General features: G+C 37.8%; 17 protein-coding genes and 2 tRNA genes. 15 read left to right on the top strand and 4 right to left on the bottom strand.

Translation table 11 applies throughout. The annotated features are described in order from the left end of the window. The first annotated feature begins 75 nt into the window (after window positions 1-75). The 14 genes from H8S01_RS04020 to H8S01_RS03955 all read left to right on the top strand — a co-directional run bounded on the left by H8S01_RS04020 (window position 76) and on the right by H8S01_RS03955 (window position 16680). Window positions 76-336, top strand: a complete 261-nt coding sequence (locus tag H8S01_RS04020; RefSeq protein WP_021866983.1) for a hypothetical protein — start codon at window positions 76-78, stop codon at window positions 334-336. Between the two features lie 166 nt (window positions 337-502). Further along, the gene (locus H8S01_RS04015) at window positions 503-2098 is read left to right on the top strand and encodes a peptide chain release factor 3 (protein WP_186836258.1); all 1596 of its coding nucleotides are present in this window, start codon (window positions 503-505) and stop codon (window positions 2096-2098) included. Between the two features lie 35 nt (window positions 2099-2133). Then, window positions 2134-4227 carry a dockerin type I domain-containing protein gene (locus tag H8S01_RS04010; RefSeq protein ID WP_186836257.1) on the top strand — a complete coding sequence of 698 codons (2094 nt, stop codon included), beginning with the start codon at window positions 2134-2136 and terminating at the stop codon, window positions 4225-4227. A gap of 26 nt (window positions 4228-4253) precedes the next feature. Further along, window positions 4254-5942: a cadherin-like beta sandwich domain-containing protein gene (locus H8S01_RS04005; RefSeq protein ID WP_186836256.1), complete on the top strand. Its 1689-nt coding sequence runs from the start codon at window positions 4254-4256 to the stop codon at window positions 5940-5942. 101 nt (window positions 5943-6043) lie between these two features. After that, entirely contained in the window at window positions 6044-7351 is a 1308-nt protein-coding gene (locus H8S01_RS14275) for a response regulator (RefSeq protein WP_186836255.1), read from the top strand. Window positions 7352-7626: 275 nt separating this feature from the next. Further along, a tRNA-Leu gene (locus tag H8S01_RS03995) sits at window positions 7627-7711 on the top strand. Window positions 7712-7901: 190 nt separating this feature from the next. Beyond that, a tRNA-Leu gene (locus H8S01_RS03990) sits at window positions 7902-7986 on the top strand. 119 nt (window positions 7987-8105) lie between these two features. After that, the gene (thiD, locus tag H8S01_RS03985) at window positions 8106-8903 is read left to right on the top strand and encodes a bifunctional hydroxymethylpyrimidine kinase/phosphomethylpyrimidine kinase (RefSeq protein ID WP_186836254.1); all 798 of its coding nucleotides are present in this window, start codon (window positions 8106-8108) and stop codon (window positions 8901-8903) included. 21 nt (window positions 8904-8924) lie between these two features. Then, the gene (locus tag H8S01_RS03980) at window positions 8925-9893 is read left to right on the top strand and encodes an AEC family transporter (RefSeq protein ID WP_186836253.1); all 969 of its coding nucleotides are present in this window, start codon (window positions 8925-8927) and stop codon (window positions 9891-9893) included. Window positions 9894-9947: 54 nt separating this feature from the next. Further along, window positions 9948-10094, top strand: a complete 147-nt coding sequence (gene scfA / locus H8S01_RS03975) for a six-cysteine ranthipeptide SCIFF (RefSeq protein ID WP_012739622.1) — start codon at window positions 9948-9950, stop codon at window positions 10092-10094. Window positions 10095-10204: 110 nt separating this feature from the next. Further along, the gene (gene scfB, locus H8S01_RS03970; protein ID WP_021866990.1) at window positions 10205-11563 is read left to right on the top strand and encodes a thioether cross-link-forming SCIFF peptide maturase; all 1359 of its coding nucleotides are present in this window, start codon (window positions 10205-10207) and stop codon (window positions 11561-11563) included. A 25-nt stretch (window positions 11564-11588) separates the two neighbouring features. After that, window positions 11589-13835 carry a protein translocase subunit SecD gene (gene secD / locus H8S01_RS03965; protein ID WP_186836252.1) on the top strand — a complete coding sequence of 749 codons (2247 nt, stop codon included), beginning with the start codon at window positions 11589-11591 and terminating at the stop codon, window positions 13833-13835. 79 nt (window positions 13836-13914) lie between these two features. After that, window positions 13915-15621 carry a single-stranded-DNA-specific exonuclease RecJ gene (gene recJ, locus H8S01_RS03960; protein WP_186836251.1) on the top strand — a complete coding sequence of 569 codons (1707 nt, stop codon included), beginning with the start codon at window positions 13915-13917 and terminating at the stop codon, window positions 15619-15621. A 30-nt stretch (window positions 15622-15651) separates the two neighbouring features. Next, entirely contained in the window at window positions 15652-16680 is a 1029-nt protein-coding gene (locus H8S01_RS03955) for an ABC transporter substrate-binding protein (RefSeq protein WP_186836250.1), read from the top strand. Window positions 16681-16804: 124 nt separating this feature from the next. Here the strand turns inward: H8S01_RS03955 and H8S01_RS03950 are convergent, their stop codons facing one another. From H8S01_RS03950 to H8S01_RS03935, 4 genes are all read right to left on the bottom strand, one after another. Next, entirely contained in the window at window positions 16805-18079 is a 1275-nt protein-coding gene (locus tag H8S01_RS03950) for a chloride channel protein (RefSeq protein ID WP_186836249.1), read from the bottom strand. A gap of 1 nt (window position 18080) precedes the next feature. Next, window positions 18081-18557: a CYTH domain-containing protein gene (locus H8S01_RS03945; RefSeq protein ID WP_021866996.1), complete on the bottom strand. Its 477-nt coding sequence runs from the start codon at window positions 18555-18557 to the stop codon at window positions 18081-18083. Window positions 18558-18710: 153 nt separating this feature from the next. Then, a complete protein-coding gene (locus tag H8S01_RS03940) occupies window positions 18711-18986 on the bottom strand; it encodes an HU family DNA-binding protein (protein ID WP_021866997.1) in 276 nt (91 codons plus the stop codon). Between the two features lie 58 nt (window positions 18987-19044). Then, the gene (locus H8S01_RS03935; RefSeq protein ID WP_186836248.1) at window positions 19045-21003 is read right to left on the bottom strand and encodes an ABC-F family ATP-binding cassette domain-containing protein; all 1959 of its coding nucleotides are present in this window, start codon (window positions 21001-21003) and stop codon (window positions 19045-19047) included. A 238-nt stretch (window positions 21004-21241) separates the two neighbouring features. Here H8S01_RS03935 and H8S01_RS03930 point away from each other — a divergent pair, with 238 nt between their 5' ends. Further along, window positions 21242-22846 (top strand): DEAD/DEAH box helicase, encoded by a 1605-nt coding sequence (locus tag H8S01_RS03930; RefSeq protein ID WP_021866999.1) that lies wholly within the window; start codon window positions 21242-21244, stop codon window positions 22844-22846. Window positions 22847-22872: the final 26 nt, after the last annotated feature.

Genomic DNA, 22872 nt, shown 5'->3' with positions numbered 1-22872 from the left:
TTGCCCTGTTGATAATATTGATATATAATACAATATGTATTCGTGCGTAAATCAGTTACATGGAGGAATAGAATCATGGTTAGAACTTATAGTGTTAAGTATAAGAGCAAGAGCAAAATGCTTACAGATGCAGAAAAGGTTGAAGCAGCAAAGAAAGCTATTTTAGATGAAACAGTAGCAAAGTCTGTTGAGATCAAGGATGATGGACAGATTGTAAGTATTGAAGCTGAGGAAGATGAATTCACTGAAGTTATGAATACCGTAGTTAATGTATTCAGAAAAATTGATGATAAGTCAGAGGTTTCATATAAGTTTGCACTTAATATGAACAGATAGTCTTTTTAAGACGGTTGTGAGAAGCCTGTGATGCAGCCGCATCATAGGCTTCTTGCTGATTATTATGATGGCAGGTCAAAGCCTGTGTCTGCACGAAAATAATCAAAGTACAGGATGCTTTGTAAAAATATATTTTATTATAAAGATTTATAGTGAGGAAAATTTAATGCCTGATATTAAAAGTGAAATAGAAAAAAGACGTACATTTGCAATCATATCCCACCCGGATGCCGGTAAGACAACACTTACAGAGAAGTTTCTTCTCTATGGTGGTGCTATCAATCTTGCCGGTTCTGTAAAGGGCAAGAAGACGGCAAAACATGCAGTTTCTGACTGGATGGAGATAGAAAAAGAAAGAGGTATTTCTGTAACTTCTTCTGTTCTTCAGTTTAATTATGGAGGATATTGCATTAATATTCTTGATACTCCGGGACATGAGGATTTCTCGGAAGATACTTATCGTACACTTATGGCTGCCGATTCAGCAGTCATGGTTATTGATGCATCAAAGGGTGTTGAGAAACAGACAATTAAGCTTTTCAAGGTATGTGTAATGAGACATATTCCTATTTTTACATTTATTAATAAGATGGATAGAGAGGCAAACGACCCATTTGAACTTCTTGATGAGATTGAGAGCGTGCTCGGCATAAGCACATGTCCTGTCAACTGGCCTATCGGATGCGGCAAGGAATTTAAGGGCGTTTATGACCGCAATGAGAGAGAAGTTTCTCTTTTTAAGGCGGCAATGAATGGTCAGAAAGAAGTAGATACTAAGAATATGAGCATAGATGATGCTGCTTTAAAGGATGAAATCGGACAAGCTTTTTTTGATAAGCTGAATGAAGATGTAGAGCTTCTTGATGGTGCAAGTGCAGAATTTGACATTGAAAAAGTGCAGGCCGGTGATCTTACACCTGTATTTTTTGGTTCAGCACTTACTAATTTTGGTGTTGAGACGTTTTTACAGCATTTCCTTAAAATGACAACTCCTCCGCTTCCAAGAAATTCTTCTGAGGGAATTATTGACCCGGTAAAGGAAGATTTTTCGGCATTTGTATTCAAAATACAGGCCAATATGAATAAAGCACACCGTGACAGAATTGCTTTTATGAGAATCTGTTCCGGCAAATTTACGGCAGGCATGGAGTCATTCCATGTGCAGGGAGGCAAGAAGATAAGACTTTCACAGCCACAGCAGATGATGGCACAGGAAAGACATATTGTTGAGGAAGCATATGCCGGTGATATTATCGGTGTATTTGACCCGGGCATTTTCTCAATAGGTGATACAATCTGCAATTCCAATAAAAAGTTTGCATTTGAGGGAATTCCGACATTTGCACCTGAACATTTTGCGAGAGTACGCCAGATTGATACGATGAAGCGTAAACAGTTTATAAAAGGTATCAGCCAGATTGCACAGGAAGGTGCAATTCAGATTTTCCAGGAGTTCAATACAGGAATGGAAGAGATTATTGTTGGCGTTGTCGGTGTTCTTCAGTTTGAAGTATTAGAGTACAGATTAAAGAACGAGTACAATGTTGATATTAAGCTTGAACCGCTTCCATATGAGCATATCCGCTGGATTGAAAATCCTGAAGAAATCAATATGTCAAGAATTGTTGGTACTTCAGATATGAAGAAGATTAAAGACCTCAAAGATAACCCGCTTCTCTTGTTTGTAAACAGCTGGAGTGTTAATATGGTATTAGAGCGTAATGAAGGACTTAAACTTTCTGAGTTCGGTAAAAATAATTAGTTTTTACCGTAAGATATATGAATTAAGGTGGTTTAATGAATAAAGATAAAAAGATACTATTTTCATGGAAAAGAATAATTGCGGTATTTATGCTGTTCACAATGCTTGCAGCATCAATTGCCGGAGTGTCGCAGTATTTCGGACCTGTTGCTGTAAGGGCCGAAAATGCAGTCGCCACGGGACATGTGAATTCAGGTGTTTCCGGGCTGCGTGTGCGTACACAGCCTGATACGCAAACAGGACAGATTATAACGGTTGTCGATGATTCTTTTACATTTGACATTTATGAAACAGTATATACAAGCGATACTTATTATTGGTACAAAATAGGCTTTGACTACAATGGTTCATATACTTATGGTTATATAAGTGGTGAATATACTTCAAAAGATAATTCTTATTCGGAAGATATGGATTTTGAAAGCTATCTTAATGAGCAGGGATTTCCGGATTCATATAAGGATGGGCTGCGTCAGCTTCATGCAGATTATCCTAAATGGGTTTTTGTTGCAGATCATGTCGGAAAAGACTGGAATGAAGTTATTGACAATGAGAATGTTATAGGACGAAGCCTTATATATGGCAGTGCAAAGAGTTCATGGAAGTCTGTTGAATCAGGATGTTATAACTGGAATTCGGGCGAGTGGACAGAGATGGACAGCGGTGGCTGGGTTCAGGCTTCAAGAGAACTTATCGAGTATACTATGGACCCTCGGAATTTCCTTTCAAATCCATATATATTTATGTTTGAAAGTCTTGCATATGATTCTTCTTTGCAGAACGAATCCGGTGTAGAGCAGATTATATCAGGAACATTTATGGAAAATTCGAGCCATGATTTATCTTTTGAAGGAAATGATTATACATATGCGTCCGGACTTATGCTTGCGGGCAGACAGTCAGGTGTGAGTCCTTATCATCTTGCAACACGTATTTTACAGGAGCAGGGAAATACGGGATACGGTTCATGCATTTCCGGTAATGTTGCAGGATACAGAGGATATTATAATTATTATAATCAGGGAGCTGTAAAGAGCGGAAATATTTCAGCTGTTGTAAATGGCATGATATATGCAAGCCGCTCGGATTCTGATTCGCTTCGTCCGTGGAACACACGAATGAAATCAATTGTCGGCGGTGCAAAGATGATTGGCAGCAGTTACATAAACCGCGGACAGAGCACGATTTATTATGAAAAATTTGATGTCGTTTCATCGTCACCATACTGGCATCAGTATATGACTAATGTTATGGCACCTAGAAGTGAGTCGCAGAAAGCAGCAAATGCTTATTCAGACAGCACAAAATATAATACAGGTCTTGTATTTACAATTCCTGTATATGATAATATGCCGCAGGAGACATGTACAGCACCTGATGGCGACGGAGATCCTGGTAATCTTTTATCAGATATGTATGTTGACGGACATTCAATTACACCGTCATTCAAGAAGTATACTCAGGATTACAGCCTTATCGTTGACAATAATGTTGACAGAATAAATATTAATGCATCTGCAATATCAGGTTCATCATGGGTTGACGGAGCAGGCGAACACAGGCTTAATGTCGGTGAAAATAATATAGAAGTTACGGTACATGCAGAAAATGGTTCTGACAGGACATATTATCTTACAGTAGTAAGAAAAGAGCCGTCAGAAAATCCAAATCCTCCATCACCTGATCCGGCACCGGAAAATCCGTCATTTGATACAGGATATAATCTTGACAGTGACAATATGTATATTTCGGGCGTAAAAGCTGGTGACAATGCAGGAACTGTTCTTGGTAATGTGAGGACACAAAATGCCACAGCTTATATCTGTAACAGAAATGGAGACAGAAAAGGCGATGGCGATATAATTGCAACCGGCGACCATCTTGTCATAAATGATAATTCAGGTAATGAATATGCTTCTTACACATTTATTGTCTATGGAGATATCAATGGCGATGGTGAGATTGACCTTATAGATATTGTTAAGATTAAGAGACATATTCTTGAATTATCACAGCTTAAGGGAGAATTCCTGCGTGCTGCGGATATTAATAGGGATGGTGAGATTGACCTTATAGATATCGTTGCTGTAAAGAGGCATATTCTTGGAATGAAAGAGATTACACAATGATTTTTCTGAGAGATTGGAGAATGTTAATGAATAAGATTAAAAAATATACAAGTCTGGCTGTCGTTATGATTGTTATAATGACACAGCTTCTTGCATTTAACCAGAAAGTTAATGCAGCACCTGCTGTAGGCACAAGTGTCAGCTCAGCAAGCGGAAATGTCGGTGATGTAGTAAGCGTTACAGTAAATATATATGCTGATTTTAAGCTTGGTGCATCAAGAATGTACTTGAGTTATGATGCCGATATGCTTGAATATGTAAGCGGTGCTGATGCCGGTGGTGCAGGAAGCGTTAATTGGCTGGATACAGGTGATAATCCTGTTAGTAAAACTATTAATTTTAAGATTATAGCTTCCGGTTCTTCTTCAGTGAGTGTAATAGGTTCATCTTATGTTGTTGGACTTGATGAATATTCGGATGAAAAGATTCAGGTAACAGGCTCTTCCGGAACTGTTTCAGGAAAGGCAGGCGGTAATTCCGGCAATAATGATAATGGTGGCAATTCCGGCAGTGACGATAACGGTGGCAATCAGGGAGAAGATGATAATAACGGCGGTGAAAGCTATTCGTCAGATAATTATCTTTCATCACTTGAAATAAGTCCGGGAAGTCTTTCTCCGGCATTTTCAGTCGGAAGAACATCTTATTCGGTTTCAGTCGCAGATGATGTTACTAAGCTTATTGTAAGTGCCGATACAAGAGATGGTAATGCCAATGTGAGAATTTCAGATACAAGTCTTTCAGTCGGTCAAAATACGATTTACATAACCGTTACAGCCGAGAATGGCGATGAGAGAACTTATACATTGAATGTAACAAGAGGTGGGAACCAGGAGTCATCATCTGATTCGGAAAACAGCTCAAATCAGCAGAATGAACCACAATATACAAAAGTGACAATGAACGGAACGGATTTTGTTATTTCTGATGATTTTGGTGCATATCCACTTCCTGATGGATTTGAAGAGACAGAGATTGATTATAACGGAACAAAAGTTAAGGCGGCTAAAGGTTATGCTGGAAAAGTTACTATAATGTATCTTGATGCTGTGCTTTCTCCTGAGAAATCAGGATATTACATTTATGACAGCGTTACAAAGACATTTTCAAAATATATCCAGATTGCACAGCCTTCAATATCATATGTGATATTAAATATCACATCTTCAATGGAAATACCGGCAGGATATAAACTTAGTGAAGAACAGATAAACGGTATGGATGTGATAGTGCTTAAAGGAAGCAGTGACCAATACTGCCTGTTTTACGGAGTGAGCAGTGACGGTGTGACAGGCTGGTATTGTTATGATTATAAATATCAGACAATCCAGAGATTTTTTGCACTTCCGGATTCTGTAAAAACTGTTGCCGGTGTATCTGAAAATGTGTCAGGCGGCACGTTTTCATCAGGTACTTTTATCTGGAAGATTATAAGTGCGGTATGTGCTGTTGCTGCAGTGGCGGCTGTAATCTGTGCAGGTGTATTTGCTTCCAAATCATCTAAAAATAAAAAAATTGCAAGAGAGCTTGTCGGAAACCAGTTTGATGAAGATGAATTTGATGATGAAAATGAACTTGAAGATGAAAATGAACTTGAAGATGATGAAGAAGATGAAGATATGCCTGATTCTGACAATGACAGCATTGTCATAGATGACGATACTGTTGAGACGCTGGATATTACAGAGGTTATGGATTCGGATGATGATAAATAACTGACATAATAAGTTTAACGATTTTACTTGAAATAATTTAATAAATGAAGTAATATTATATTATTAAAAATCTTGAAACTAAAACTAAGGAGATTCACGTTATGTTTGGACAATTATTTGGAAAATATCTTGTAAAAGAAAATATTCTGGATGAAGAGACACTCAATAAGATTTTAAGTGCACAGTTACAGATAAGAGTTAAGCTCGGAGTTATAGCTGTTGCTGACAAGCTTCTTACAACTGAGCAGGCAGATGAGATTAACAGAATCCAGCAGCAGGAAGATAAGAGATTTGGTGACATTGCTATCGAAAAAGGATGGCTTACAGATGCACAGATATCTGAACTTCTTGAAAAACAGGGTAATCCATATATGCAGTTTTTACAGGTCCTTGTTGAAAACAGCAGCATTAAGATATCTAAGATTGATGGATATATTGATGATTTCCAGAAAGAACTTGGACTTAATGATGAACAGATGGCTGCACTTAAAAAAGATGATGTTGATGGCGTTGTGGGTGCATTTACAAAGGATGCACAGGGTTATGCGGCTAAGATTGCAAGCCTTGTATTAAGAAATATAACAAGATTTGTAAGTAATAATTATTACATTGATAATATGAAAAAGATTGACCACCTTGATTACAGATGTATGGCAGCCCAGAAGAGCGAAGGTGCACATGATTTCTGCATTGGTTTTGCGATGAAAGATATCAATGAAACATTTATTAAGGTTGCAGAAGGATATACAGGTGAGCAGTTTAATATGACAGGTGTTGAAGTAAGCGATGCAGTCGGAGAATTTGTCAACTGTATAAGTGGTCTTTTTGCTACAGCAATGGCAAAGGATGGCATGGAATTAGAGATTCTGCCACAGGTTGCATATGAGAATCAGGTTGCCAAGGGTGAAGCATATGTTATGCCTATATTTATTGATGGTGAGGAGCTTGATTTGTATGTTGCAATTGACAGCAATGCACAGCCGGGCAGCATGCCTATCATTGGAAAGATGAGGGTAAACCAGACGCAGTCAGATATAAAAGATGCAAAGGGTACTGTAGTTATTGTTGATGACTCAGGTATGTCAAGAAAGATGCTTAGAAATATTCTTGAAGGGGCAGGATTTGCAGTTGTTGGCGAAGCTTCTGATGGAATAGAAGGTGTTCTTGCATACAAGCAGTTCAGTCCGGATGTAATTACACTTGATATTACAATGCCTAATATGGATGGTACGGAAGCATTAAAGCAGATAAAAGATTATGATGAAGATGCAAAGGCTGTTATGATTACAGCAGCCGGCCAGCAGAATAAAGTCATAGAAGCATTAAAGATTGGTGCAGAGAAGTTTATAACAAAGCCTTTTGATAAAGAAGAAGTTGTTAAAGCGGTTACAGAACTTGCAGCAGAATAATAATAAATAACAATGAGCTGTTCGCTTGTATCATTAAGATTTGGCGTGACAGCTCTATTATTTTGTGCATAATATTATGTATGAATGACAGATATATTAATGATTTATGAAAATTACAAAAGCAATACAATAAAGATGATATATTCGTATGAAGAATTAAAAGAGAATTTATAAATTACAAAAAATTATAAAAAAAAATAAAAAAAGTGTTGACAGATGTCACATATAATGATATTATAACTAAGCGTTGTGAGTGCAACGGCAAAACAAAATAAGCAGTCGTGGCGGAATTGGCATACGCGCTAGACTAAGGATCTAGTCCATATTGCTTGGGTGCGGGTTCAAGTCCCGCCGACTGCACTGAGTAAGAACGGTAGAGCATTTTGCTTTACCGTTCTTTTCATATATACAAATAATAATGTGTATATAATAATCCGGTATAAAAATATTTTTTAAAAAATAGTAGACAAAACACAAATTATAGTGTAATATATCATTTGTTGTTACGAAACAGCTTAAACAAAGGTTTTGCTGTGAAACAATTTAATGAGCAGTCGTGGCGGAATTGGCATACGCGCTAGACTAAGGATCTAGTCCATATTGCTTGGGTGCGGGTTCAAGTCCCGCCGACTGCACTACTGTAAGAAGCGGTGAAGCATTTTGCTTTGCCGCTTTTTTATTTTGCAGGTGGCTGGCCGGAATTCATGAGAGCATGGTAAAACTGGTGAATGCCGCGAATTAAAAAGGAGGCTATATGAAGAAAGTTTTAACAATTGCCGGAAGTGATTGCAGCGGCGGTGCCGGAATACAGGCTGACTTAAAGACTATGATGGCACATAAAGTCTATGGGATGAGTGCCATTACGTCACTCACAGCACAAAATACTACAGGCGTATATGGAATAAGTGATGTGACACCTGATTTTCTTGCAAATGAACTTGAATGTATATTTGATGATATATTTCCTGATGCAGTAAAAATCGGAATGGTATCCAATTCAGAACTTATAAGGACTATTGCCGATAAATTAAAAAAATACAAACCGAAAAATATCGTTTTGGATCCGGTTATGGTTTCAACAAGCGGATCAAGGCTTTTGGAAGAAGAGGCTAGTGCATCATTGATTAACATTCTTATGCCGCTTGCAGATATAATTACGCCCAATATACCTGAGGCTGAGGTTTTATCCTCAATGAAGATAAGCAAGGCAGAAGAAATGGTGGAAGCTGCTAAAGTTATAAGCGATAAGCTTGATGGCAGGACAGCGGTGCTGGTAAAAGGCGGACATGATCTTAATACGGCGAATGATCTGCTTTATTGTGACGAAAGAGCAGTCTGGTTTGAGGGTGAGAGAATAAATAATGATAATACTCATGGAACAGGCTGCACATTATCATCTGCGATAGCATGTAATCTTGCAATGGAAAATGATATGGCATCTGCTGTAGAAAATGCAAAGAAATATATATCAGGTGCTTTAAAGGACGGACTTAATCTTGGAAAAGGCAGCGGACCTTTAAATCATGCTTTCTGGCTTGATATCAACAGATAATAAAAAACAGAGGAAAATAATATGGATAGTTTTATATACAGCATTAATTCAACTGTTCCGATATTTCTTGTCATGATACTTGGATGGGTTATAAAACGGCTTGGTATAATTGATGACAATTTTGCTTCTAAAGCAAATAAATATGTATTTAAGGTGGCACTACCGGTGCTTTTATTCCGTGATTTGTCAGCTACGGATTTTAAAAGCCAGTTTGATGCAAAGTTTGTGATTTACTGTATGGTGGTTACAATTCTTATGTTTTCAATAATATGGATTTTAACAGAGATTTTTATGAAAGATGAATCTATGAAGGGGGCATTTGTTCAGGCATCATTTCGAAGCAGTGCGGCAATTCTTGGCATGGCTTTCATACAGAGCATGTATTCAAACACAGGAATGGCACCTCTTATGATTGTTGCTGCCGTGCCGCTGTTTAATATATTTTCTGTTATTGTTCTTACATTTAAAGCAGTACCTGAGAATGCAGATGGCAAAGCAGCTGAAAAAGATAGTGCATCAAATATAAAGAAAGCATGTATTAATATAGCCAGAAATCCGATTATTATCGGTATTGTACTTGGATTTCTTGCGTCGGTTGCAGGGCTTAAACAGCCGGTTATCATGCAGAAGACGATTCAGTCGGTTGCCCAGACAGCGACCCCGGTTGCTTTAATATGTATCGGTGCCGGATTTGAGGGCAGCAAGGCTATAAAGAAGATAAAACCTACGCTTATAGCAACATTTATCAAATTGGTAGGAATAGCGGCCATAGCTATACCGGTGGCAGTTATGATGGGATTCAGAAATCAGGAACTTGTCGCAATTCTTATAATGACTGCCTCTCCATCAACAGTAACATGTTATATAATGGCAAAGAATATGGATAATGATGGTGTTCTTTCTTCAAGCATTATTGTTCTTACAACGCTTCTTTCAAGCATAACATTGACAGGGTGGATTTTTGTGCTTAGGAGTTTGGGCTTGATTTAGAGAGACGGACATGTTATAATTATCGATAGTTTAAAAACAGAAGGAGGAATTGTCGTGAAGCATATTAAGACAATCAGCAATCGTGTATTAAAAGATACAATGAAGCATGGCGGATGTGGCGAGTGTCAGACATCATGCCAGTCAGCATGTAAGACATCATGTACAGTCGGCAACCAGAGCTGTGAGAATAAGAATAACTAAGTAACAGTTGTTGTGTTACAGCAGTAATCAGTAGAAAAGGAGAGCGTGTTAAGCATTTTCGACACGCTCTTATTTTCTTTAAAAAAGATTTGGACAGGAACGGAGAACAAATGGTACACCAGTATAAAAATAACGGATATAATATTGTTCTTGATGTAAACAGTGGTTCGGTTCATGTTGTAGATGATATGGTATACGATATTATTGAACAGTATGAGAACCATTCATTGGATGAAATCATAGAACTTCTGGAGAATAAGTATCCTGAGAGTGATGTGCGTGAAGCATATAATGAGATAGAGCAGTTAAAAGAAGATGGACAGCTCTTTACAGAAGATATTTATGAACCATATATAGATTCATTTAAGGACAGGCCTACAGTTGTAAAGGCATTATGCCTGCACATTGCACATGACTGCAATCTTGCCTGTAAGTATTGTTTTGCCGAAGAGGGAGAATATCATGGAAGAAGAGCTATGATGAGCTTTGAAGTCGGCAAGAAAGCACTTGACTTTTTAGTTGCTAATTCGGGTTCAAGACGCAATCTTGAAGTTGATTTCTTTGGCGGCGAGCCTACAATGAATTTTGAGGTTGTAAAGCAGCTTGTAGAGTATGGAAGAAGTCTTGAAGAGGCTAATAATAAAAAGTTCAGATTTACACTTACAACTAACGGAATTCTTCTTGATGATGATATTCTTGAATTTGCCAATAAAGAGATGGGAAATATTGTTTTAAGTATTGACGGACGTAAGGAAATCAATGATTTAATGCGTCCTACAAGAAACGGACATGGCAGTTCATATGATATTATAATGCCTAAGTTTAAGAAGGTAGCAGAGAGCAGAAATCAGAATAATTATTATGTAAGAGGTACATTTACACATAATAATCTTGATTTTGCAAATGATGTTCTTCATCTTGCTGATGAAGGATTTGAACAGATTTCGGTGGAGCCTGTTGTAGCACAGCCTACAGATGATTATGCAATAAGACCGGAAGATGTACCTTTTATATGTGAACAGTACGATTTACTTGCAAAAGAGCTTGTAAAACGTAAAAAGGCCGGTAACGGATTTAACTTTTTCCATTTTATGATAGACTTAAACGGCGGACCATGTGTTGCAAAAAGACTTTCAGGATGTGGTTCAGGATGCGAATATCTTGCGGTGACTCCATGGGGCGATTTTTATCCATGTCATCAGTTTGTAGGAAATGAAGATTTCCTTATGGGTAATGTGGATGATGGTATTACCAGAACAGATATACGCGATATGTTTAAGAATAGTAATGTTTATTCTAAGGAAAAGTGTAAGAATTGTTTCGCTAAGTTTTATTGCAGTGGTGGGTGTGCTGCAAATTCTTACAATTTCCATGGGAATATTAACGATGCATATGACATCGGCTGTGACTTACAGAGAAAAAGAATTGAGTGTGCTATTATGATTAAAGCAGCACTCGCAAATGACTAAAAAAGAAGGGAGTTTTACTAAAAAAATGAAGTACAGCAAAGCTAAAAAAATAGTGTATTCAATTGTGATACTCGCTATGATTATCGGCTTTACACTGATTTCTGTTTTCGGTATTGACGAAAATGGTTCAGGAAGTGCCAAAGATATTAATCTTGGACTTGACCTTGCCGGTGGTGTAAGTATTACTTATGAAATACAGGAGGACAATCCAAGCAGTCAGGATATCAAAGATACAATCGCAAAGCTTGAAAAACGTGTGGAGGGCAAGAGTACAGAATCACAGGTTTACGAAGCAGGCGACAAGAGAATAACAGTTGAGATTCCTGGTGTTACAGATGCTAATGCAATTCTTGAAGAGCTCGGTACACCTGGTTCTTTGGAATTTCTTGACAGTACAGGATATACAGCATGGTCAAAGGGAGAGGAATATACGCCACTCCTTACAGGTTCTGATGTAAAGGGAGCACAGGCTTATACAGATACAAGCTCATCATCATCAACATCATTTGGTGTTCAGCTTACATTTACTGATGATGGAGCAGCAAAGTTTGAGCAGGCAACAAGAGATAACCTTAATAAGATTATCTATATTGTTTATGATGGACAGGTAATAAGCTATCCGACAGTTGAGTCTGTAATTTCAGGCGGAACAGCTTCTATTACAAATATGGAATCATTTGAATCAGCTGATAATCTTGCAGTATTCATAAGAATAGGTTCAATTCCTCTTACACTTAACGAGGTAAGTTCTAATGTAGTTGCTGCACAGCTCGGACATAATGCAATCCGTACAAGTGTTATTGCAGCTGCAATCGGTCTTATTGTACTTTGCATTTTTATGATTGTTTCGTATAGAATTCCTGGTGTTGTTGCAACACTTGCATTATGGATTTACACAGCACTTGTACTTGTACTCGTAAGCGTATATGATATAACACTTACACTTCCGGGTCTTGCAGGTATTATTCTTGGTATAGGTATGGCTGTGGATGCCAACGTAGTTATCTATTCAAGAATACGTGAGGAAATCGGTGCAGGAAGAAGCGTTGAGGCAGCTATTCAGGCAGGTTATTCAAAAGCTACATCAGCAATTGTTGATGGTAATATAACAACTCTTATTGCAGCAGTAGTTCTCTACATATTTGGTACAGGACCTATCAAGGGATTTGCCATGACACTTGCTCTTGGTATTGTTGTATCAATGTTTACAGCACTTGTAATCACAAGAGTAATCATGAAGCTTTTCTACAACTTCGGTATTACAGATGTAAAATGGTACGGAAGAACTATTCATACTAAGAAGTTTAATTTCCTTGGCATCAGAAAATGGTGTTTTATCGGTTCGGCAGTAGTTATTCTTGCTGGTTTTATCGGTATGGCAGGATTTAAGGCATCAGGAAACAGAGCTCTTAATTACAGTCTTGAATTCGTAGGTGGTACAACAACTACTTACACATTCCAGCAGGAATATTCACAGGAACAGATTGAAAATGAAATTATTCCTGTAATCAGACAGGCTGCCGGTATTACAGAAGTACAGCAGCAGAAAGTTAAAGACAGCACAAAAGTAACATTTAAGACAACAGATCTCACACTTGACCAGAGAGAAGCAGCGGAAGAAGCTGTAAAAGCTAAGTTCCCTATTCAGGATGGAACAATTGTTGAATCAGATACAATCGGTTCTTCAGTTAGTGCTACAATGAAGCAGAGTGCATTTATTTCAGTTATTATTGCAACAATCTGCATGCTTATTTATATCTTTATCAGATTCAGGGATATCAAATTTGCACTTGCTGCAGTTATCGCACTTGTTCATGACTGTCTTGTTGTACTTGCATTCTATGCCCTTGCAAGAGTTCAGGTAGGTACAACATTTATTGCATGTATGCTTACTATTGTAGGTTATTCAATCAACAGTACAATTGTCATTTTCGACAGAATCAGAGAAAGCTTAAAGAATGCTAACAGAAAGACTAATATTGCTGAGCTTGTAAATGAAGCAATTGGTAATACATTTACAAGAACATTCAATTCATCTCTTACAACATTTATCATGCTTCTTTCATTATTTATTTTTGGTGTGACATCAGTAAGAGAATTTGCACTTCCACTTATGGTTGGTGTAATTGCCGGTGCATATTCATCAGTATGTATTACAAGTGCATTATGGTATGTTCTTGGCGGTAAGAAAATCGGAGCACAGGCTGAGGAAGCAGCAAAGGAAGAAAAGAAGAAAAAAGCTGCTATTGGCGAAGATGGCTCACAGGTTTAAAAAGTATATTCAATTGGAATATTGAGTGATTATTGAAAGGGGGGAGCTTGCTCTCCCTTTTCTTTTATGGAGAAAAATTATGAGTAAATGGATGGTTTATGCCAAAAAGGCTGACTTTAAAGCAATTGCGGCCAGATATGGAATTGACCAGGTTATAGCCAGAATTATAAGAAACCGTGATGTATGCACGAATGAAGAGATTGATATGTATCTTGGCGGAGATATATCAAGTATGCATGATGCACATTTATTAAAGGATGCAGACAAAGCGGCGGATATTATTATTGATAAAATAAATCATAGAAAACATATAAGAATAGTTGGAGATTATGATATTGACGGCGTATGCTCTGTTACGATATTATTAAAGGGTCTTAAAAAAGCAGGAGCAGATGTAGATTACACAGTGCCTGACAGAATAGCTGACGGATATGGAATTAATGAAAATATTATTAATCATGCCATTGAAGATGGTATAGATACAATTGTGACATGTGACAATGGAATTGCAGCAATACCACAGATAAATTATGCTAAAGACAATAACATGACAGTAATTGTAACAGACCATCACGATATACCTTTTAAGGAAGAAAATGGAGAAAAAGTATTTCTGGAATCTGATGCAGATGCGATAGTTAATCCAAAACAGAAAGAGTGTAAGTATCCTTTTAAAATGCTTTGTGGTGCAACAGTTGCATACAAACTCATTGAGATTATTTATGAGCGTCTTAATCTAAATCCGGAAGACTTAAATGAATACAGGCAGCTCGCAGCTATTGCCACAATCGGAGATGTGGTTGACCTTGAAGATGAAAACAGGGTTCTTGTAAAATTTGGACTGTCAACACTGAAAAATACGAAAAATACAGGAATACGTGCTTTGGTAGATGCATGTCAGATTGATATAGCCTCTCTTTCATCATATCATATTGGTTTCGTTATAGGCCCATGTCTTAATGCTGGCGGACGTCTTGAAACAGCAAGGCATGCGGTAAGTCTTCTTTTGGAAGAAAATCCAGGCGAAGCCAGAGCCAAGGCAGAAAAGTTACGTTCACTTAATGAAGAACGTAAGGATATGACAGAAAAAGAAGCTGCAAAAGCTATTGATATGGTGGAAAATACGGAACTTATCAATGATAATGTTTTAGTTGTGTATCTTCCGGAGTGTCATGAGAGTGTTGCCGGAATAATCGCCGGAAGAGTGAAAGAATATTTTTACAGACCGACGTTTGTTATAACTGATGCAGCTGAGGGAGCAAAAGGTTCAGGCCGTTCCATAGAGGGCTACAACATGTTTGAGGAGATAACAAGATGTGGTTATCTTTTAAATAAATTCGGAGGTCATCCGATGGCGGCAGGAATATCACTTGACAAAGAAAATATTGATGAATTCAGGTGGCAGCTTAATCATAACCAGAAGCTTACAAAAGAGCAGCTTACACCTGTTACATGGATAGATGTTCCAATGCCTCTGGGTTATGCAGGATTTCCGCTTATTGAGCAGTTAAAGCTTTTGGAACCATTTGGCAAAGGAAATGAAAAACCTGTATTTGCAGATAAGAATCTTAGGGTAAGACAGGCTTCAATAATAGGGAAAAACAGGAATGTTTTAAAAATGGTGCTGGAAGATGCAAATGCATATTCGTATGATGCTATAATGTTTCGTGCTGACAGCATGAATGTTCCAAAGAGGGAGCAGAATATTTCAATTGTTTATTATCCATCCATCAATGAATTTAATGGGAAAAAGACTATTCAGTTTGTTGTTACGGAGTGGAAATAAAATAGGGAAGTTGAAAAGGAGAAAGAGAAAATGAAAAAGAAACTCATGGCATTGATTTTATGTATGGTAATTGCACTTGGGCTTACTGCGTGCCGGATGCCTTCTGACGGTAAAAGAGATGCAGACAACAGTGATGTGACACAATCACAGACACAGAGCTATGAAGCAAAAGATATTACAGTTGCTGCCTTGAAGGGACCTACAGCGATTGGAATGGTTAAGCTTATGGAAGATTCAAAAGAAAAAAAGACAGCCAATAATTATGATTTTAAGATTGCCGCATCTGCTGACGAATTCAGTTCGCTTCTGATAAAAGGAGATGTGCAGATAGCAGCATTGCCTTGTAATGCGGCTGCAACACTTTACAACAAAAGCAATGGCAAAATCAAGGTGCTTGGCATAAATACACTCGGTGTGCTTTATATCGTCGAAAAAGGAAACACGGTGCAGAATGTAGCTGATTTAAAAGGAAAAACAATTTATACAACAGGAAAAGGTACAACACCGGAGTATACACTTAAATATCTTTTGAAAAAGGCAGGGCTTGATGCTGAAAAAGATGTGAATATTGAATTTAAGTCAGAGGCTTCAGAGTCAGCAGCAATGCTTGCTTCATCAGATTCAGGTGCAGTTGCAATGCTTCCGCAGCCATATGTTACAACTGTTATGGCGGCAAACAGCGATGTAAGAATTGCACTTGATGTAACAAAAGAATGGGAAAAACTTTCAACAGACGGAAGCACTGTTGTTACCGGAGTTATAGCTGTTAATGCAGATTATTATGAAAAGAATAAAGCAGCAGTTGCCAAATTTATGGAAGAGTATGAAAATTCAGTTGATTTTGTAAATTCAAATGTTGATACAGCAGCAGAATATGTTGAGGAATTTGCTATATTTAAAGCGGCAGTTGCCAAGAAAGCAATTCCATATTGTAATATCACATTTATCAAGTCAAATGAAATGAAAACACGCATAAATCAGTATCTTACAATACTTTATGAGTCAAACCCTTCATCAGTGGGCGGCAGTATGCCGGATGACAATTTTTATGCGGAATAAATAGATTGTTTTCAGTCGGAATAAACAGATTAAATAAAAGCCGGTATCAGACAAAAGATGAAAATCGATAATGTCTGATACCGGTTTTTGTAATACACTCACTAAAGAAGTGATTTATGTTATTTTAAGAAGAATGTCTGTTAATGAATTCGGTTCTGTATTTTGAATACATGATTTTCTGGCTGTTATAGAGACTATAATAACCTGAGAGCAGATAGCTTAAAGCAATACATAACAGGCAGTATTTCAGGCTTTCGCTGCCAAACATCTCTATTGAGAGAAGCAGAGATGTGAGAGGGCAGTTAGTTACGCCGCAGAATACTGCAACCATGCCGCATGCAGCACATATGCCTGTAGGAAGTCCGAATATCGGAGCGAGGAAGCTTCCAAGTGTGGCACCGACAAAAAGTGTAGGAACAATTTCGCCGCCTTTAAATCCGCCGCCAAGAGTGACAGCTGTAAAAATTATTTTCAAAAGGAATACATACCATGCACTCTGTTCGACAAAGCTGCGTGCAATTATGTCTGTACCAGCACCAAGATAATCAGTAGTGCCGAATAAAAATCTCATAATAATAACCAACACGGCTGCAACTATGATACGAACGTACTGGTTTTCAAAATGAGCAGTGAAAAAATGTGAGGTTTTGTGCAAAACAACACATAAAAGTATGCTTGCTACTGCAAAGATGAGTGACAGGATGAAAAATTTTATACCATTAGGAATACCAAACTGAGGGATTTCTCCTACAGTAAAACGTGTGGAGGCAAGGCCTGACATTGAGGAAATGCTGCTTGCTATAAGTGCAGCAACAGTACATGGAACGAGTGCTGCATAATACATTATGCCGACGCTGATAACTTCCATTGAAAAAACAGCTGCGGCTACAGGAGTTCCGAAAAGTGCAGAGAAGCATGCACTCATTCCGCACATTATCATTATTCGAGTGTCTTTGTCATCAAAGTTAAATAGCTTTGCAAAAGCGTTGCCTAAAGAACCGCCGACCTGAAGTGCTGCACCTTCTCGTCCTGCTGAACCACCGCATAGGTGAGTAAGGATTGTCGATACAATAATTAAAGGTGTCATTTTTAGCGGAACTTCTTCGTTGGACTGAATAGCTGTTATAACAAGGTTTGTGCCTTTACTGCTTTTACATCCGGAAAGGCGGTATATAAAAACTATGATAATACCTGATATTGGAAGCAAAAACAGTATCCATGGATGTGCAGTCCTTATTTCGGCGGCCAAGTCGAGGAGTGAATGGAAAAAAGCTCCTATAAGACCGATTACAATACCTGATGCAATCGAGCATAACATCCACTTTAAGAGAGTAAGGATGGCAAGACGCAGTCTCTGCAAAGTTGTTTTAATATACTCTTTATCAATAAAAGGTTTCATTTTACTCTCCGTTTCCAGTATTAATATGGCTTACATCAAGCATGCTCATATTACTGTTATGATACATTTTGTTCATTGTTACGTCTTCTTTAAACCATGCCGGTGGATTGTAGCTTTCGGCTTCTTCAACAGAATCAAATTCAACTTCGGCAAGGATTGTTCCGCTGAAAACACCTTCAAATATATCAAGCTCAATAGTATGTCCGCTGTTATCAGGAATTTCATAGCGTTTTTTTGTTATTATATTGCCATCAGCCTTTTTGATAAGATGTTCATATGATTCTTTTGTGAGAGGAAGATTATATTCTTCTCTTGCGAGTAAACCTTTTCCCTTGTATGTAAGATAATATTCGTCGTTGTCCATTCTGACACGTACAACAGGAGAGGATGAAAGATAACCCTGCTCGATTTTACGGCATTTGTATTGTGGCAGATTGTCAGGAAGTTCCGATACAAGATATTTTTTTTCGATTTCCATTGCAGATATTCTCCATTTTATATTTATTAAATGGCAAAGTGGCGGACTTTGCCTGTATGCTGCAAAAATATAAGACCATGCTGGGAGAGCATATTAGAAAATGCAAACACATCATGGTCTTAAATCTTGCTTATTATAGATTATACTATATGATTAAGCGTTTACAGAATCCTTTAAAGCCTTACCAGCCTTAAACTTAGGAGCCTTGCATGCAGCAATCTTAATCTCAGCACCTGTCTGTGGATTCTTGCCTGTTCTTGCTGCTCTGTCAGAAGTCTCAAATGTACCAAAACCTACGAGCTGTACTTTTGAGCCATTCTTTAATTCATCTGTCACGGCCTCAATAAAAGCGTTTAATGCCTTTTCAGCATCCTTCTTTGATAATTCAGATTTTTCTGCGATAGCAGATACTAATTCTGTTTTGTTCATTATAGGAACATCCTCCTTAGATAAAAATATATTATACTTTTTTATACTCCATAAGGACTTATTTGTCAATAAGTTCTTCGGATAGCTCTTCCCATTTTTCGTACAATTCATCAAGCATTTCCGAGAGAGAAGTGCGTTCATTGTGAAGTTCGACAAGTTTTGCTGTGTCGCTTGCAATATCAGGATTGTTATATTCTTCATCAATTGCACTGATGCGTTCTTCAGTCTGGCTGATTTTGTCTTCCGTGTGTTTCAGCTCATTTTTAAGTTTTTTAAGTCTTGCAGCTTCTTCTTTTGACTGCTGCCATTCTGCCTTTGAAGACCCCTGTGCTGATGACGGTGTCTGACAGGCTGATGACGCCATGCTGTCATTAATGGCAGCTGTAGCATCAGTAAGTGCTTTTGGTGTAAGTATATCCTTTTTTTCGATATAATAATCGTAATTGCCGATATAATTTACAATTGTATGCCCTGTAAGTTCAATAATTCTTGTGGCTGTTGTGTTGATAAAATATCTGTCATGTGAGACATAAAAAACAGTTCCGGTGTAATTATTGAGTGCATTTTCAAGAATTTCTTTTGAAACTATATCAAGATGGTTAGTTGGCTCATCAAGAATCAGAAAGTTGGCGTTTGAAAGCATAAGTTTTGCAAGTGATACACGTCCACGTTCGCCACCGCTCAAATCCCTGATATACTTAAATACTTCGTCACCGGTAAATAAAAATGCGGCGAGAGTGTTTCTTATCTGTGTGTTGTTAAGGTCAGGATAAGCATCCTGAATTTCCTCAAACAGAGTCTTATCAGGGTCGAGAACGTGATGTTCCTGGTCGTAATATCCGATTGTAACTTTTGAACCGAGAGTGATTTCACCATAATCAGCAGGAATTAAACCGTTAATTATTTTAAGTATTGTTGTTTTGCCTGTTCCGTTATTGCCGATGAGGGCAACGCGTTCGCCTCTTTTTATTTCAAAGTCAAGACCTGAAAATAAAAAGTTATCGCCAAAACTTTTTGAAAGGTCTTTGACAGTTAATACGTCATTGCCGCTTACCACCTTAGGATCAAGGCGTATATGCATTTTGTCGTTTAGTTCTGTTGGCTTATCGACAAGTTCCATTTTGTCAAGCATTTTTTCACGGCTTTCGGCACGTTTGATTGATTTTTCACGGTTGAACTGTTTCAGTTTTGTGATTACTTCCTGCTGGTGTTTGATATCACGCTGCTGGTTTAGGTATTCTTTTAATTTCATGTTGCGAAGAACAGCTTTTTTGGCAGCATAGTCTGTATAATTGCCGGAAAATACCGTGACGGCAGTGTTGTCAATCTCGATAATCTTTGTGACAATTTTATCAAGAAAATACCTGTCATGTGCAACTATTAAGACGCTTCCATTATATGTGAGAAGATAATTTTCAAGCCATGCAATAGAATCCATATCAAGATGGTTGGTAGGTTCATCAAGCATGATGATGTCAGGCTTTGATATGAGCAGTTTTGCAAGTGCAACACGCGTTTTCTGACCGCCTGAGAGTGTGTTTACATGAAGAGAAAAATCCTCATCGCCAAATCCAAGACCTTTAAGGACACCGGTAACTTCACTTTTATATGCATATCCGTTATTCATCTCAAATTCATGATTAAGTCTTGTATACTGTGAAAGCAGGTTGTCAAGTTCATCGCCTGTAACATCTTTCATCTGTATTTCGAGACTGCGGATAGTATTTTCCATATCAATTAAATCCTGTTTAACAGACAGAAGTTCATCATATATAGTCTTGTCAGTTGAGAGATTCTGGTGCTGTGAAAGATAACCGAGAGTTTTTCCTTTGGAGACAGTCACATTTCCTGAATCAGCGGGAAGTTCACCGACAATGATTTTTAAAAGAGTAGATTTTCCGGCACCATTGATTCCGATTATGGCAGCTTTTTCACGTTCTTCAAGGTGAAATGAGCAGTCATTTATAATCTGGTCAGTGCCAAACGATTTGCTTATATGGTTACATGATAAAATCATTTTTATATCCGTCCTTTGAAAATTTGCTTATACATGGTGGCAGGTAAAAGACTTGTCTGCCACACTAATATTTTATTATAAATGGAAAATGCTTTATTTGCAATATGCATAGGAAGGCGATGGATATATTGAGTGTCTGAATTGTATGTAATAATAAACATTTTGACTTTATCAGCATAATTGTGTAAAATAAATCGATTATAAAGATTGCTTTTTACAGAGCAGGAATGGAGAATTAATGAAATTTGAAGAATTAAATTTAGATGAGAGAATATTAAGAGCTGTTGAAGATATGGGGTTTGAAGAGGCATCTCCTATTCAGGCTTCAGCTATTCCGGTTATTATGGACGACCGAGATGTGGTCGGACAGGCACAGACAGGTACAGGAAAGACGGCAGCATATTCTATTCCTGTTCTCGAAAAAATAGATCCTGATTTAAAGAAACTTCAGGCAGTAATACTCTGCCCGACAAGAGAACTTGCAGTCCAGGTTGCAGAAGAAATCAGAAAACTTGCAAAATATATGAGCGACATAAAAGTGCTTCCGGTATATGGTGGACAGGAGATTGTAAGACAGATTAAGTCATTAAAAGCTGGAGTGCAGATTCTTGTAGGTACGCCGGGACGTGTTATGGACCATATGAGAAGAAAGACAGTTAAATTTGATAATGTTTCAATGGTAGTTCTTGATGAGGCAGATGAAATGCTCGATATGGGCTTCAGGGAGGATATGGAGACTATCCTTACAGATACACCTGAAGACAGACAGACAATAATGTTCTCAGCGACAATGCCTAAGGCTATTATGGATATTGCAAAGAATTTCCAGAAGGATGCAGAAATTATCAAGGTTGTAAGAAAAGAACTTACAGTAAAGAATATTGAACAGTATTATTATGAAGTAAGACCAAAGAATAAGAATGAGCTTTTATGCAGGCTGATAGATATATATAATCCGAGACTTTCAGTTGTATTCTGTAATACAAAAAGACAGGTTGACGAGCTTATATCTGAGCTTAAAGGCAGAGGATATTTTGCAGACGGAATTCACGGAGATATGAAGCAGGCCCAGAGAGACAGGGTAATGGCTGATTTCAGAAGCGGAAAGACAGAAATACTTATTGCTACAGATGTTGCGGCAAGAGGAATTGACGTTGATGATGTTGATGTTGTATTTAATTATGACCTGCCTCAGGATGAAGAATATTATGTGCACAGAATAGGAAGAACCGGACGTGCCGGAAGAGAGGGTGTTGCTTTATCATTTGTTTCCGGAAAAGAAGCATATAAGCTGAAGGATATTGAGCGTTACTGCAAGACAAAAATCAAGGCAAAACCTATTCCATCAATGGATGATGTGAAAAATACAAAGCTTGAAGCAATATTTTCAAATATAAAGGAGACTATTGAAGCCGGAGGGCTTTCAGATATGGTTGAGGCTGTTGAGGACAGGCTTAATATGGAAGATTATACATGCCTTGATGTGGCTGCTGCACTTCTTAAAATGGTAGTAGGTGATTCACTTGAGGACAGAGAGGAACTTGAACAGGTTCATTATGACCTTGATGCTGACAGGAGAGGCATGGTAAGACTTTTTATCAATGTGGGTAAAAAAGATAAGATTAAGCCGGCTAATATTCTTGGTGCAATAACAGGTGAGTCAGGAATTCCCGGTAAGCTTGTCGGCTCTATCGATATGCTTGATAATTATACATTTGTTGAAGTACCTTCAAAGTATGCAGATGCAGTTCTGCTTGCAATGGAAAATGTTACCATAAAGGGCAGAAAAATCAGCATGGAAAAAGCAAAGGGAACAGGACGTAAAAAGAAGAAAAAAAGATAAAATTCATAGCAGATGCTATGAAAGGC

The organism is Lachnospira hominis (ex Liu et al. 2021) (genome assembly GCF_014287955.1).
Classification (GTDB): Bacteria; Bacillota; Clostridia; order Lachnospirales; family Lachnospiraceae; genus Lachnospira; species Lachnospira hominis.
This window is presented reverse-complemented; position numbering and strand designations above follow the sequence as displayed.